This is a genomic window from Enterobacter sp. BNK-34, from assembly GCF_048684445.1.
GTDB classification, from domain to species: domain Bacteria; phylum Pseudomonadota; class Gammaproteobacteria; order Enterobacterales; family Enterobacteriaceae; genus Enterobacter; species Enterobacter pseudoroggenkampii.
In genome coordinates, this window is the sequence record NZ_JBLQUA010000001.1 from 2,576,571 (window position 1) to 2,590,317 (window position 13,747).

Here is a 13,747-nt window from a genome sequence, read left to right on the forward strand (position 1 = left end):
AATTTATGTCCTGAATAAATCGGCATTCAGACTACTAAGTTAATAAAAATCACTTCTGTTTATATTCACCCGTCGATTCGATAACCTTAATTGTATTTTATATACATATCTTTAACATGGTCTTTACTATGTTCACCGCATCAAAACACAATTAACATAACAGATTGTTTTTGATTTAAATCAATGTTTAATGTTTGGAAAAACACACCAAAAGGCGCTAAATTGTCCGCGATCAAAATGGCCGAAAAGTGGTAATTTTGCTATAAATTGATCACCGTCGAAAAACGTAAATGTGATTCAATAAAAACCTGTTTATTGTAAGGGTTTTGCAGCGTATTATATTTGCGGGATCAATTTGAGTTTTTTATTAACGTATTTGTAACCTCACGTCATCGTTTTTATCCTCCTTCAGGGTAATAACGACGACAAGGATGCGAATAATTTGTATTGGGGCATGCGTGTGGATCTCTCTCTGACGGGGTTCACTCTCGGAGTCTTCATGCGATGAGCAAGGAGTCATGATGTTAGATATAGTCGAACTGTCGCGCTTACAGTTTGCCTTGACCGCGATGTACCACTTCCTGTTTGTGCCACTGACGCTCGGTATGGCGTTCCTGCTGGCCATCATGGAAACGGTATACGTTCTCTCCGGCAAACAGATTTATAAAGATATGACCAAGTTCTGGGGCAAGTTGTTTGGTATCAACTTCGCACTGGGCGTGGCAACCGGTCTGACTATGGAGTTCCAGTTCGGGACTAACTGGTCTTACTATTCCCACTATGTAGGGGATATCTTCGGTGCGCCGCTGGCCATTGAAGGTCTGATGGCATTCTTCCTCGAATCCACCTTTGTAGGTCTGTTCTTCTTCGGTTGGGACCGTCTGGGTAAAGTCCAGCATATGGCGGTGACCTGGCTGGTGGCATTAGGTTCGAACCTGTCCGCGCTGTGGATCCTGGTGGCGAACGGCTGGATGCAGAACCCGATCGCGTCTGATTTCAACTTCGAAACCATGCGTATGGAGATGGTCAGCTTTGCCGAGCTGGTCCTGAACCCGGTTGCGCAGGTTAAATTCGTTCACACCGTCGCTTCTGGCTATGTGTGCGGCGCAATGTTTATCCTGGGTATCAGTTCTTACTACATGCTGCGCGGTCGTGACTTCGCGTTTGCTAAGCGCTCCTTTGCTATCGCGGCAAGCTTCGGTATGGCTGCAATCCTCTCTGTTATCGTTCTGGGGGATGAATCCGGTTACGAAATGGGTGACGTGCAGAAAACCAAACTGGCCGCTATCGAAGCCGAATGGGAAACCCAACCGGCGCCTGCGGCCTTTACGCTGTTCGGTATTCCGGATCAGGACGCGCAGCAAAACCACTTCGCGATTCAGATCCCTTACGCGCTGGGTATCATCGCCACCCGTTCTGTTGATAAGCAGGTGACGGGGCTGAAAGAGCTGATGGTTCAGCACGAAGAGCGTATCCGTAACGGTATGAAAGCCTACTCGCTGCTGGAACAGCTGCGTGCCGGTTCTACCGACCAGGCCGTTCGCGACCAGTTCAATAACGTGAAGAAAGATCTGGGTTACGGTCTGCTGCTGAAGCGCTATACCCCGAACGTGTCTGATGCGACAGAAGCACAGATCCAGATGGCAACCAAAGACTCGATTCCACGCGTTGCGCCTCTGTACTTCGCATTCCGTATCATGGTGGGCTGCGGCATCATCATGCTGCTGATCATTGCGGCGTCCTTCTGGTCCGTGATTCGCAACCGCATCGGCGAGAAAAAATGGCTGCTGCGCACTGCGCTGTACGGTATTCCACTGCCGTGGATCGCAATCGAATCCGGCTGGTTTGTCGCGGAGTATGGCCGTCAGCCATGGGCGATTGGTGAGGTACTGCCAACGGCGGTAGCGAACTCCTCCCTGACAGCGGGCGACCTGATCTTCTCCATGCTGCTGATTTGTGGTCTGTACACCCTGTTCCTGGTAGCTGAACTGTTCCTGATGTTCAAGTTCGCGCGCCTTGGCCCAAGCAGCCTGAAAACCGGTCGCTATCACTACGAGCAGTCCACTGCGACTACTCAGCCGGCACGCTAAGACAGGAGTCATCAAATGATCGATTATGAAGTATTGCGTTTTATCTGGTGGCTGTTGATCGGCGTTCTGCTGATCGGTTTCGCCGTCACGGATGGTTTCGACATGGGGGTGGGGATGCTCACCCGTTTCCTCGGTCGTAATGACACCGAGCGTCGAATCATGATCAACTCCATCGCCCCTCACTGGGACGGTAACCAGGTGTGGCTGATCACCGCAGGCGGCGCGCTGTTCGCTGCCTGGCCGATGGTCTACGCGGCTGCGTTCTCCGGCTTCTACGTGGCGATGATTCTGGTGCTGGCTTCTTTATTCTTCCGTCCGGTTGGTTTCGACTACCGTTCCAAGATTGAAGACACCCGCTGGCGCAACATGTGGGACTGGGGCATCTTCATCGGTAGCTTCGTTCCACCGCTGGTCATCGGCGTGGCGTTCGGTAACCTGCTGCAGGGCGTGCCGTTCCACCTGGACGAGTACATGCGTCTCTACTACACCGGTAACTTCTTCCAGCTGCTGAATCCGTTTGGTCTGCTGGCCGGCGTGGTGAGCGTGGCGATGATCATCACTCAGGGCGCAACCTATCTGCAGATGCGTACGGTTGGTGAACTGCACCTGCGTTCCCGTGCTACTGCTCAGGTTGCGGCACTGATCACGCTGGTCTGCTTCGCACTGGCCGGTGTGTGGGTGGTGTACGGCATTGATGGCTACGTGGTGACGTCTGCGATTAACCATACTGCGCCGTCTAATCCGCTGACCAAAGAAGTGGCGCGTCAGGCAGGAGCATGGCTGGTGAACTTTAACAATACCCCTGCGCTGTGGGCTATCCCGGCGCTGGGCGTATTGCTGCCGCTGCTGACCGTGTTGACGTCTCGTCTGGAGAAAGGCGCGCTGGCGTTCGTGTTCTCATCACTGACCCTGGCGTGCATCATCCTGACATCGGGTATTGCGATGTTCCCATTCGTCATGCCATCCAGCACCATGCTGAATGCTAGCCTGACCATGTGGGATGCAACGTCCAGCCATATGACGCTGAACCTGATGACGTATGTTGCTTGTGTGTTCGTTCCGATTGTTCTGGCCTACACCATCTGGTGTTACTGGAAAATGTTCGGTCGCATCACGAAAGAACATATCGAAAGCAACACCCACTCTATGTACTAAGTAAGGAGCTGAATATGTGGTATTTCGCATGGATTTTAGGGACGCTTCTTGCCTGTGCATTTGGTGTCATCACTGCCCTGGCGCTTGAGCACGTAGAAGCGACCAAAGCGGGTGAAGAAAAACACTGATGAATATTATCGCGAAACTTTACGCGGTAATGGACAAGCGCCCGTTACGGGCGCTTTCTTTAGTGATGGCATTACTGCTGGCAGGTTGTATCTTCTGGGACCCTTCGCGCTTTGCAGCGAAAACCAGCGAGCTTGAAATCTGGCACGGCTTCCTCATTATGTGGGCGGTGTGTGCAGGTGTGATCCACGGCGTGGGCTTTCGTCCGAAAGCCGTTCACTGGCAGGGAATTTTTTGCCCGCTGATTGCCGATCTGGTGCTTCTCGCCGGTTTGATTTTCTTCTTCTTCTGAATAAGAAATGTCCGTTAACGTTATGGGCTTACCCGAGCCCATAAAAATTTACTCTCCGTTTACTTTCCCCCATTCCCAACCCTCTTTCCCGCGCGTATAGTAGCGAAGTTTAAAAGCATTAACTTTTGTTGCATTACCGGGATGTAAAGTGAATACAACGCTGTTTCGATGGCCGGTTCGTGTCTATTACGAAGATACCGATGCCGGTGGTGTGGTTTACCACGCCAGCTACGTTGCTTTTTATGAACGGGCACGCACAGAGATGCTGCGCCATCATCACTTTAGTCAACAGGTACTGTTGGCTGAGCGAGTTGCCTTCGTGGTTCGCAAGATGACGCTTGAGTATTTTGCGCCTGCCAGACTCGACGATATGCTCGAAGTCCAAACTGAAATTACATCAATGCGCGGGACCTCACTGGTTTTCACGCAGCGGATAGTCAACGCAGAGAATACCGTACTTAACTCAGCTGAAGTACTGATTGTTTGTGTTGATCCAACCATAATGAAGCCTCGTGCGCTTCCTAAGTCTATTGTCGCGGAGTTTAAGCAGTGACTGACATGAATATCCTTGATTTGTTCCTGAAGGCAAGCCTTCTGGTTAAACTTATCATGTTGATTTTGATTGGTTTTTCAATCGCATCCTGGGCCATCATCATCCAGAGAACGCGTATCCTCAATGCCGCTGGCCGTGAAGCTGAAGCGTTTGAAGATAAGTTCTGGTCGGGTATTGAGCTTTCTCGTCTGTATCAGGAAAGCCAGGGACGCCGTGAAAACCTTACAGGCTCCGAGCAAATTTTTTATAGCGGTTTCAAAGAGTTTGCCCGTCTGCATCGTGCAAACAATCATGCGCCGGAAGCGGTGGTGGAAGGTGCCTCGCGTGCGATGCGCATCTCTATGAACCGCGAGCTGGAAAACCTTGAAACGCACATTCCATTCCTCGGTACTGTCGGTTCCATCAGCCCGTATATCGGCCTGTTTGGTACCGTGTGGGGGATCATGCACGCCTTTATCGCGCTGGGCGCGGTGAAGCAGGCGACGTTGCAGATGGTTGCACCGGGTATCGCTGAAGCACTGATTGCGACCGCTATCGGTCTGTTTGCGGCAATTCCGGCGGTTATGGCTTACAACCGTCTGAACCAGCGTGTGAACAAACTGGAACTGAACTACGACAACTTTATGGAAGAGTTCACTGCGATTCTGCACCGTCAGGCGTTTACCAGCACCGAGAGCAACAAGGGGTAAACCATGGCCAGATCGCGTGGACGAGGTCGTCGCGAGCTCAAGTCCGAAATCAATATCGTTCCACTGCTGGACGTCCTGTTGGTACTGCTGCTGATCTTCATGGCGACAGCGCCAATCATTACCCAGAGCGTGGAAGTGGATCTGCCGGATGCGACAGAATCACAGGCGGTGAGCACCAATGACGATCCTCCGGTTATCATTGAGGTTTCCGGCGTAGGGCAATACAGCGTCGTGGTAGAGAAAGATCGTATGGATCAGCTGCCGCCTGAGCAGGTGATTGCTGAAGCGCAGCGTCGCCTGGAGTCAAATCCGAAAACGGTCTTCTTAATCGGTGGCGCGAAAGACGTACCCTACGATGAAATTATTAAAGCGCTGAACTTGCTACATAGTGCGGGTGTTAAGTCAGTTGGCTTAATGACCCAACCTATTTGATCATCCGCGTAGTTTTTGGGAACCGATAGTGTCAAAGGCAACCGAACAGAACGACAAGCTTAAGCGAGCGATAATCGTCTCCGCAGTGCTGCACGTTATTCTCTTTGCAGCGCTGATCTGGAGTTCGTTCGACGAGCATATTGATGCATCAGCCGGCGGCGGTGGAGGGTCTTCCATTGACGCCGTGATGGTGGATCCCGGTGCGGTAGTACAGAACTATAATCGCGAACAACAGCAGAAGGCGAGTGCCAAACGGGCTGAAGAGCAGCGTGAAAAACAGTCGCAACAGCAGGCGGAAGAGCTGCGTGAAAAGCAGGCCGCAGAGCAGGAACGTCTGAAGCAGCTTGAGAAAGAACGTTTGCAGGCGCAGGAAGCTGCGAAAGAGCAGGCGGAACAGCAGAAACAAGCCGAAGAGGCCGCGAAGAAAGCACAGGAACAGCAAAAGCAGGCGGAAGAGGCGGCAGCAAAAGCCGCAGCGGACGCGAAAGCGCAGGCTGATGCCCAGGCAAAATTAGCGGCAGAAGCGGCGAAGAAAGCCGCTGCTGATGCTCAGAAGAAAGCTGAAGCAGAAGCGGCGAAGAAAGCCGCTGCTGATGCTCAGAAGAAAGCTGAAGCAGAAGCCGCGAAGAAAGCCGCTGCTGATGCTCAGAAGAAAGCCGAAGCGGAAGCCGCGAAGAAAGCCGCTGCTGATGCTCAGAAGAAAGCTGAAGCGGAAGCCGCGAAGAAAGCCGCTCAGGACGCAGAGAAGAAAGCTGCTGCCGAGGCCGCTAAGAAAGCGGCTGCTGCTGAGAAAGCGGCAGCAGAAAAAGCAGCTGCCGCGGAAAAAGCCGCTGCTGATAAAAAAGCTGCAGCTGAGAAGGCCGCGGCCGATAAGAAAGCCGCAGCTGAAAAAGCGGCTGCTAAAAAGGCTGCCGCCGCTGAAAAAGCTGCTGCTGCCGCAGGGGTTGACGATCTGCTGGGCGATTTGAGCTCCGGTAAGAATGCACCGAAAACGGGCGGTGGGGCGAAAGGAAACAACGCAGCGCCGACCGGAAGTGGTAACACTAAGAGTAACGGTGCGACCGGGGCTGAAATCAACGGTTATGCCGCGCAGATTAAATCCGCTATTGAAAGCCGATTCTATGATGCGTCTTCCTATACCGGTAAAACGTGTACGTTGCGTATAAAACTGGCTCCGGACGGCATGCTGCTGGATATCAAGTCGGAAGGTGGCGACCCGGCTTTATGTACTGCGGCCCTGGCTGCAGCGCGTCAGGCGAAGATGCCGAAACCGCCGTCTCAGGCAGTTTACGAAGTCTTCAAAAATGCGCCGCTGGACTTCAAACCTTAAGTTACATTTTCCCCGTGCAAACGGGGAAAAATAGACCAGGTTTAGTCACAGGGTTCGGGTAGTTTTGTCTATTTGAGTTTGTTAACATTCTGCTAAATTATCGTGGGTAAGGTTACCCGGATAAGGGAGATATGATGAAGCAGGCATTACGTGTAGCATTTGGTTTTTTAATGCTGTGGGCAGCAGTACTGCACGCAGAAGTACGTATCGAGATCACCCAGGGGGTGGACTCGGCACGCCCAATCGGTGTTGTTCCGTTCCAGTGGGCCGGTCCTGGCGCTGCACCTGAAGATGCCGGTGGCATCGTGGCGGCTGACCTGCGTAACAGCGGTAAATTCAACCCGTTAGATCGTTCTCGTCTGCCTCAGCAGCCGGGTAGCGCGCAGGAAGTACAGCCTGCAGCATGGTCTGCGCTGGGTATTGATGCCGTGGTTGTGGGTCAGGTTACGCCTAACCCGGACGGCTCTTACAACGTGGCCTGGCAGCTGGTGGATACCGGCGGTGCACCGGGTACCGTTCTGGCTCAGAACTCTTACAAGGTCACTAAGCAGTACCTGCGCTACGCGGCTCACGCTGCCAGCGATGCGGTATTCGAAAAACTGACCGGTATTAAAGGTGCGTTCCGTACCCGTATTGCTTATGTGGTGCAGACCAACGGTGGTCAGTTCCCGTATGAGCTGCGCGTATCTGACTACGACGGCTACAACCAGTTCCTGGTGAAACGTTCTTCACAGCCGCTGATGTCTCCAGCCTGGTCTCCGGACGGTTCTAAACTGGCCTATGTCACCTTCGAAAGTGGCCGTTCAGCACTGGTTATCCAGACGCTGGCAAACGGTGCTGTTCGTCAGGTAGCATCTTTCCCACGTCACAACGGTGCGCCTTCGTTCTCTCCGGACGGTTCTAAACTGGCGTTTGCGCTGTCAAAAACCGGTAGCCTGAACCTGTACGTGATGGACATTGGCTCTGGCCAGATCCGTCAGGTGACCGACGGTCGCAGCAACAACACCGAACCTTCATGGTTCCCGGACAGTCAAAACCTGGCGTTTACCTCTGATCAGGCTGGCCGTCCACAAATCTACAAAGTCAACATCAACGGCGGTGCTCCGCAGCGTATTACCTGGGAAGGTTCGCAGAACCAGAACTCAGACGTGAGCAGCGACGGTAAATTTATGGTAATGGTGAGCTCCAACGGTGGGCAGCAGCACATTGCCAAACAAGATCTGGTAGCGGGTGGCGTTCAAGTTCTGTCGTCAACGTTCCTGGATGAAACGCCAAGTCTGGCACCTAACGGCACGATGGTAATCTACAGCTCTTCTCAGGGGATGGGATCTGTGCTGAATCTGGTTTCTACAGATGGGCGTTTCAAAGCGCGTATTCCGGCAACTGATGGACAGGTAAAATCTCCTGCCTGGTCGCCGTATCTGTAAATAATAATTAATTGATTACTAAAGGAATCATAGAAATGCAACTGAACAAAGTGCTGAAGGGGCTGATGATCGCTCTGCCTGTAATGGCAATCGCAGCGTGTTCTTCTAACAAGAACGCAAGCAATGACCAGAGCGGCGAAGGCATGATGGGTGCCGGCACCGGTATGGACGCGAACGGCAATGGCAACATGTCTTCTGAAGAGCAAGCGCGTCTTCAGATGCAGCAGCTGCAGCAGAACAACATCGTTTACTTCGATCTGGATAAATACGACATCCGTTCTGACTTCGCTGCGATGCTGGATGCGCACGCTAACTTCCTGCGTAGCAACCCATCTTACAAAGTCACCGTAGAAGGTCACGCGGACGAACGTGGTACTCCAGAGTACAACATCTCCCTGGGTGAACGTCGTGCTAACGCTGTTAAAATGTACCTGCAGGGTAAAGGCGTTTCTGCTGACCAGATCTCCATCGTTTCTTACGGTAAAGAAAAACCTGCAGTACTGGGTCACGACGAAGCGGCTTACTCCAAAAACCGTCGTGCCGTACTGGTTTACTAAGAGAATTGCATGAGCAGTAACTTCAGACATCATCTGTTGAGTCTGTCGTTACTGGTTGGAATAGCGGCCCCCTGGGCCGCTTTTGCTCAGGCACCAATCAGTAGTGTCGGCTCAGGCTCGGTAGAAGACCGGGTCACTCAACTCGAGCGTATTTCTAACGCTCACAGCCAGCTTTTAACCCAACTCCAGCAACAGCTCTCCGATAACCAGAATGATATTGACGCTCTCCGCGGTCAGATTCAGGAAAGCCAGTATCAGCTTAACCAGGTTGTGGAACGTCAGAAGCAGATTTTGCTGCAGATGGATAGCCTGAGCAGTGGTAGTGCAGCACAAGCACAGCCAGCCGCGGGCGATCAGAGCGGTGCAGCGACATCAGCTCCGGCTGCGGATGCTTCTGCTTCAACAGGTGCGCCTGTACAGAGCGGTGACGCGAATACGGACTACAACGCGGCCATTGCCCTGGTGCAGGATCAATCTCGTCAGGATGACGCGCTTGCTGCGTTTCAGAACTTTGTTAAGAAATACCCTGATTCCACTTATCAGCCAAATGCGAATTACTGGCTCGGTCAGCTGAATTACAACAAGGGTAAAAAGGACGATGCGGCGTTTTATTTTGCCTCCGTGGTAAAAAACTACCCGAAATCGCCAAAAGCGCCTGATGCGATGTACAAAGTGGGCGTCATCATGCAGGACAAAGGCGACACTGCGAAAGCCAAAGCGGTTTATCAGCAGGTGGTCTCTAAATTCCCGGGTACCGAAGGTGCTAAGCAGGCGCAAAAACGTCTGAATTCGATGGGATGATTATCGCATGACCAGAAATCGCGTTATTTCTGGTCGTGCAGCATGATTCGTAAGCAGTTAAGTGATCTTCATCGAAATTTTTGTTGCGCTGAATTCTTAAATCAGTAATATATGCCGCCGTTGCCACGGGATATCAAACAACGTGAAAACAGCGTAAAAGTGGGTCGTTAGCTCAGTTGGTAGAGCAGTTGACTTTTAATCAATTGGTCGCAGGTTCGAATCCTGCACGACCCACCACTTAACGCATACCGGCAGTACAGAGTGGGTGATTAGCTCAGTTGGTAGAGCATCTCCTTTACACGGAGGGGGTCGGCGGTTCGAGCCCGTCATCACCCACCACTCGGGTCGTTAGCTCAGTTGGTAGAGCAGTTGACTTTTAATCAATTGGTCGCAGGTTCGAATCCTGCACGACCCACCAATTTTAATATCTTACTCAGATATTAAACGTGAAGGATAACGTTGCTTTAGCAACGGCCCGAAGGGCGAGGCGAAGCCGAGTCATCCTGCACGACCCACCACTCTCCGGTGGTACCGAGTAAAAATCTTCGAAGTCAGCACCCGAATGGGTCGTTAGCTCAGTTGGTAGAGCAGTTGACTTTTAATCAATTGGTCGCAGGTTCGAATCCTGCACGACCCACCACTTCGAAGAAAAAATCCCGCAAGGGGTCGTTAGCTCAGTTGGTAGAGCAGTTGACTTTTAATCAATTGGTCGCAGGTTCGAATCCTGCACGACCCACCAGTGTAGAAAGGCGCCCTAAAGGCGCCTTTTTGCTATCTGCGGTACAACAAATGCTCCGCCCATCTATTCCCGGTGACTTTTCACTCCAGATTCGCTATCTTGTTTAGTATACAAAACACAATTGCCACGCGTTTTGCTATGTCAGGCAAAAGAAAGGCAATATTGTTAAGCCAGTAAAACGAGAAGCCATAATGAGTGTGATGTTTGATCCTGAAGCCGCAATCTATCCGTTTCCGCCAAAGCCTGTCCCGCTGAGCCAGGATGAAAAGCAATTCTACCGCGAGAAGATCAAACGTCTTCTTAAAGAGCGCGATGCGGTAATGGTGGCCCATTACTACACCGACCCGGAAATTCAGCAATTGGCTGAAGAGACCGGAGGCTGCATTTCTGACTCACTGGAGATGGCACGCTTCGGTGCACGACACCCCGCTTCCACGCTACTGGTTGCTGGCGTGCGTTTTATGGGCGAAACGGCAAAGATCCTGAGCCCTGAAAAAACCATTCTGATGCCCACGCTTAACGCAGAGTGTTCGCTGGATCTGGGCTGTCCGATTGACGAATTCACGGCCTTCTGTGACGCCCACCCTGATCGGACCGTGGTGGTTTACGCCAACACCTCTGCGGCGGTAAAAGCGCGGGCCGACTGGGTAGTCACGTCGAGCATCGCCGTTGAGCTGATTGAACATCTGGATAGCCTGGGAGAGAAAATTATCTGGGCGCCAGATCGTCATCTTGGAAATTATGTCCAGAAGCAGACGGGGGCTGACGTTCTCTGCTGGCAGGGCGCCTGCATCGTGCATGATGAATTCAAAACCCAGGCGCTGGCGCGCATGAAGGCACTTTATCCTGACGCCGCCATTCTTGTTCACCCTGAGTCACCGCAGTCAATTGTCGACATGGCGGATGCCGTGGGCTCAACCAGCCAGCTTATCAACGCGGCCAGGACGTTGCCTCACAAGCAGCTCATTGTCGCGACCGATCGCGGTATCTTCTATAAGATGCAGCAGGCCGTGCCGGAGAAAGAGCTCCTTGAAGCGCCAACGGCGGGTGAGGGCGCAACGTGTCGCAGCTGTGCGCATTGCCCGTGGATGGCGATGAACGGCCTGAAGGCCATTGCCGAAGGGCTCGAGACCGGCGGTGCAGCACATGAAATCCATGTGGATGCCGCTCTGCGTGAAGGTGCATTGATTCCGCTTAACCGCATGCTGGATTTTGCGGCTACACTACGTACTTAATTCAACACGCCGCGGAGAAAAGATGGATTTTTTTAGCACACATAACATTCTGGTTCATATACCGATTGGTGCAGGTGGCTATGACCTGTCATGGATTGAGGCCGTTGGCACACTGGCGGGATTACTCTGTATCTGGCTGGCAAGCCTGGAGAAGATCAGCAACTATGCGTTCGGGCTGATTAACGTCACGCTGTTTGCGATTATCTTCTTCCAGATCCAGCTTTACGCCAGCCTGCTTTTACAGCTGTTCTTCTTCGCCGCCAATATCTACGGCTGGTACGCGTGGTCGCGTCAGAACAGCCAGCAGGAGGCAGAGCTGCAGATCCGCTGGCTGCCCTTGCCGAAAGCCATCGCCTGGTTCGTCGCCTGCGTGCTGGCCATTGGCTTAATGACCGTCTACATCAACCCGGTGTTTGCGTTCCTGACCCGCGTCGCCGTTTCGGTCATGTCTGGCATCGGCCTGAACGTGACGATGCCAGAGCTGCAGCCGGATGCTTTCCCGTTCTGGGATTCCTGCATGATGGTGCTGTCGATTGCGGCGATGATCCTGATGACCCGTAAATACGTTGAGAACTGGCTGCTTTGGGTCATCATCAACGTGATCAGCGTGGCGATCTTCGCCCTGCAGGGCGTCTATGCGATGTCGCTGGAATATCTGCTGCTAACCTTCATTGCGCTGAACGGCAGCCGGATGTGGATTAACAGCGCGCGTGAGCGAGGCTCTCACGCGCTTTCCAGCTAGTGGTGATGATGATGTGAATGTCCGGACTGCGCCTCGTTAAGGTGGCAGTCCGGCCCGTTACAGGGCTGATACTCCATCTGGATGGTGGAGTGGCCAATTTCGTAGTGATGCTCAAGAAAATGCTGGATGCGTTCTAGCAGCGCATCGTGGTCGTGAGGCGGGATCACCTGGACGTGCAGCGTCATGACCGGTTTTTCCCCCACCAGCCAGACGTGCACATGATGAACATTGCGGACTTCCGGGACTGAACGGCGCAGGTTGCGCTTCAGCTCGTCAATATTCATGGATGCCGGTGCCCCTTCAAGCAGTTCATTCACGCTCTCCTTCAACAGCCGCCAGGCACTGCGTAAGACCAGACACGACACCAGCACGGACAGAATCGGATCGACAGGCGTCCAGCCGGTGTAGAGGATCACCAGCGCGGCGACAATCGCCCCGACGGAACCGAGCAAATCCCCCAGAACATGCAGCGCCGCCGCGCGCACGTTGAGGTTCTTTTCCCCGCTGCCGCGGTGCAGAATCCAGAAGGCCAGGATATTCGCCAGCAGCCCTGCCACGGCAATCACCATCATGGTCGCCCCGGCGATCGGCTGAGGATGCCGGAAGCGCTGTACGGCCTCCCAGACGATAAGCACGGTAATGACCACCAGCGCAATGGCGTTAACAAACGCGGCCAGGGTGGTCAGCCTCAGCCAGCCGAATGTGTGGCGCGCATTCGGTGGACGACGCGCGAACTGCACCGCCAGCAGGGCGAAGAGCAGGGCGGCGGCATCGGTCAGCATATGTCCGGCATCGGCCAGAAGCGCCAGAGAGCCGGAAACCAGGCCGCCAATGACCTCGATAACCATAAACGTTGCCGTGACGCCAAAGGCCAGCATCAGTCGTTTAGCGTTGTCGTTGCCGGGAGAATGCGAGTGGGAATGGGAGTGCGCCATGTCTGCTTTCCTGATGTGTTATTGTTTTTAGTGTAGCGTTTTTAATAGGTTACTCCAAAAAGAAAGGAGAGCCTGGGCTCTCCTTTTTCTGACGGTTCATAACAAATTACTGGGTGGTGCCATCAGTTTTGGTATTGGCGTCGTTACCCACTTTGTCGTCAGGGTTCGGGCATTTGCCGTCCTTACACATCGAGTTCTTATGAACCTCATCCGAACTCATATTGTCATGATTCATGGTGCCGGAAGCGCTGCCGTTGGGATGCAGCATCGTGCCGCCGGTGTTGGTGTTGCCGGTATTGATCTGGTTGTTGTCGACATTATTCGGGGCGATATTCTGTTTCGCATCCGGAGCGGGCTGGCCTGCTGCCGCAGCCGCATTTGCATCCCCGTTGCTGTCTGATGTGCCCGTTTCCGCGGCCAGGACGCTGCCGCTGGCCAGAGTGAGTGTGGCGGTCAGGAAGAGGGTTGCCAGTTTTGTCATTTTCATCATGGTGCTCCTGTTCTTGTCGTTACGCTGGATAACATTCTCCAACAGTGCATCTTTTTCAGAGGCGAAAGATTCCGCCTTACGGACTTACGTCAGTAGGGAATCGCGTTTAAGCGTGTAAAATTGGTTGTTACAGTTAAAAAGCTTAGGTTAGATC

15 protein-coding genes and 5 tRNA genes are annotated in these 13,747 nt (G+C 53.0%); 18 read left to right on the forward strand and 2 right to left on the reverse strand.

All coding sequences use genetic code 11. From position 1 onward, the window contains the following. Nucleotides 1-521 precede the first annotated feature (521 nt). The 18 genes from cydA to pnuC all read left to right on the forward strand — a co-directional run bounded on the left by cydA (nt 522) and on the right by pnuC (nt 12,168). Nucleotides 522-2,090: a cytochrome ubiquinol oxidase subunit I gene (gene cydA, locus ACMGG5_RS12565; protein WP_048990050.1), complete on the forward strand. Its 1,569-nt coding sequence runs from the start codon at nt 522-524 to the stop codon at nt 2,088-2,090. 15 nt (nt 2,091-2,105) lie between these two features. Next, nucleotides 2,106-3,245 carry a cytochrome d ubiquinol oxidase subunit II gene (gene cydB, locus ACMGG5_RS12570; RefSeq protein ID WP_023310796.1) on the forward strand — a complete coding sequence of 380 codons (1,140 nt, stop codon included), beginning with the start codon at nt 2,106-2,108 and terminating at the stop codon, nt 3,243-3,245. A 14-nt stretch (nt 3,246-3,259) separates the two neighbouring features. Beyond that, complete coding sequence (cydX, locus tag ACMGG5_RS12575; RefSeq protein WP_003858598.1) at nt 3,260-3,373, forward strand: cytochrome bd-I oxidase subunit CydX; 114 nt, start codon at nt 3,260-3,262, stop codon at nt 3,371-3,373. Beyond that, nucleotides 3,373-3,663, forward strand: a complete 291-nt coding sequence (ybgE, locus tag ACMGG5_RS12580) for a cyd operon protein YbgE (RefSeq protein ID WP_008501100.1) — start codon at nt 3,373-3,375, stop codon at nt 3,661-3,663. The genes cydX and ybgE overlap by 1 nt, the downstream gene beginning before the upstream one ends. A gap of 148 nt (nt 3,664-3,811) precedes the next feature. After that, nucleotides 3,812-4,216, forward strand: coding sequence for a tol-pal system-associated acyl-CoA thioesterase (gene ybgC, locus ACMGG5_RS12585; protein WP_003858593.1), 405 nt, complete (start codon nt 3,812-3,814; stop codon nt 4,214-4,216). Further along, the gene (gene tolQ / locus ACMGG5_RS12590; protein ID WP_008501101.1) at nt 4,213-4,905 is read left to right on the forward strand and encodes a Tol-Pal system protein TolQ; all 693 of its coding nucleotides are present in this window, start codon (nt 4,213-4,215) and stop codon (nt 4,903-4,905) included. Before ybgC ends, tolQ begins: the two co-directional genes overlap by 4 nt. 3 nt (nt 4,906-4,908) lie before the next feature. Continuing rightward, nucleotides 4,909-5,337 carry a colicin uptake protein TolR gene (gene tolR / locus ACMGG5_RS12595; RefSeq protein WP_003858589.1) on the forward strand — a complete coding sequence of 143 codons (429 nt, stop codon included), beginning with the start codon at nt 4,909-4,911 and terminating at the stop codon, nt 5,335-5,337. A gap of 28 nt (nt 5,338-5,365) precedes the next feature. Beyond that, nucleotides 5,366-6,667 carry a cell envelope integrity protein TolA gene (gene tolA / locus ACMGG5_RS12600; protein WP_048990051.1) on the forward strand — a complete coding sequence of 434 codons (1,302 nt, stop codon included), beginning with the start codon at nt 5,366-5,368 and terminating at the stop codon, nt 6,665-6,667. Between the two features lie 134 nt (nt 6,668-6,801). Then, the gene (tolB, locus tag ACMGG5_RS12605; protein WP_032649508.1) at nt 6,802-8,094 is read left to right on the forward strand and encodes a Tol-Pal system beta propeller repeat protein TolB; all 1,293 of its coding nucleotides are present in this window, start codon (nt 6,802-6,804) and stop codon (nt 8,092-8,094) included. 35 nt (nt 8,095-8,129) lie between these two features. After that, nucleotides 8,130-8,651, forward strand: a complete 522-nt coding sequence (gene pal, locus ACMGG5_RS12610; protein ID WP_003858578.1) for a peptidoglycan-associated lipoprotein Pal — start codon at nt 8,130-8,132, stop codon at nt 8,649-8,651. A 9-nt stretch (nt 8,652-8,660) separates the two neighbouring features. Continuing rightward, nucleotides 8,661-9,452 (forward strand): cell division protein CpoB, encoded by a 792-nt coding sequence (gene cpoB, locus ACMGG5_RS12615; RefSeq protein WP_024908792.1) that lies wholly within the window; start codon nt 8,661-8,663, stop codon nt 9,450-9,452. A 161-nt stretch (nt 9,453-9,613) separates the two neighbouring features. After that, nucleotides 9,614-9,689 (forward strand) — tRNA-Lys (locus ACMGG5_RS12620). Nucleotides 9,690-9,715: 26 nt separating this feature from the next. Beyond that, nucleotides 9,716-9,791, forward strand: a tRNA-Val gene (locus ACMGG5_RS12625). Nucleotides 9,792-9,794: 3 nt separating this feature from the next. Next, nucleotides 9,795-9,870: transfer RNA gene (locus ACMGG5_RS12630), tRNA-Lys, on the forward strand. Nucleotides 9,871-10,016: 146 nt separating this feature from the next. Beyond that, nucleotides 10,017-10,092, forward strand: a tRNA-Lys gene (locus ACMGG5_RS12635). 23 nt (nt 10,093-10,115) lie between these two features. Then, nucleotides 10,116-10,191, forward strand: a tRNA-Lys gene (locus ACMGG5_RS12640). A gap of 191 nt (nt 10,192-10,382) precedes the next feature. Next, nucleotides 10,383-11,426 carry a quinolinate synthase NadA gene (gene nadA / locus ACMGG5_RS12645; RefSeq protein ID WP_008501105.1) on the forward strand — a complete coding sequence of 348 codons (1,044 nt, stop codon included), beginning with the start codon at nt 10,383-10,385 and terminating at the stop codon, nt 11,424-11,426. A gap of 22 nt (nt 11,427-11,448) precedes the next feature. Further along, nucleotides 11,449-12,168: a nicotinamide riboside transporter PnuC gene (gene pnuC, locus ACMGG5_RS12650; RefSeq protein ID WP_061715739.1), complete on the forward strand. Its 720-nt coding sequence runs from the start codon at nt 11,449-11,451 to the stop codon at nt 12,166-12,168. Here pnuC and zitB read toward each other — a convergent pair. Continuing rightward, nucleotides 12,165-13,103, reverse strand: a complete 939-nt coding sequence (zitB, locus tag ACMGG5_RS12655) for a CDF family zinc transporter ZitB (protein ID WP_420277931.1) — start codon at nt 13,101-13,103, stop codon at nt 12,165-12,167. The two genes, pnuC and zitB, sit on opposite strands and share 4 nt — an antisense overlap. A 106-nt stretch (nt 13,104-13,209) precedes the next feature. Next, nucleotides 13,210-13,590 carry a protein YbgS gene (locus ACMGG5_RS12660; RefSeq protein WP_420278618.1) on the reverse strand — a complete coding sequence of 127 codons (381 nt, stop codon included), beginning with the start codon at nt 13,588-13,590 and terminating at the stop codon, nt 13,210-13,212. Nucleotides 13,591-13,747 lie beyond the last annotated feature (157 nt).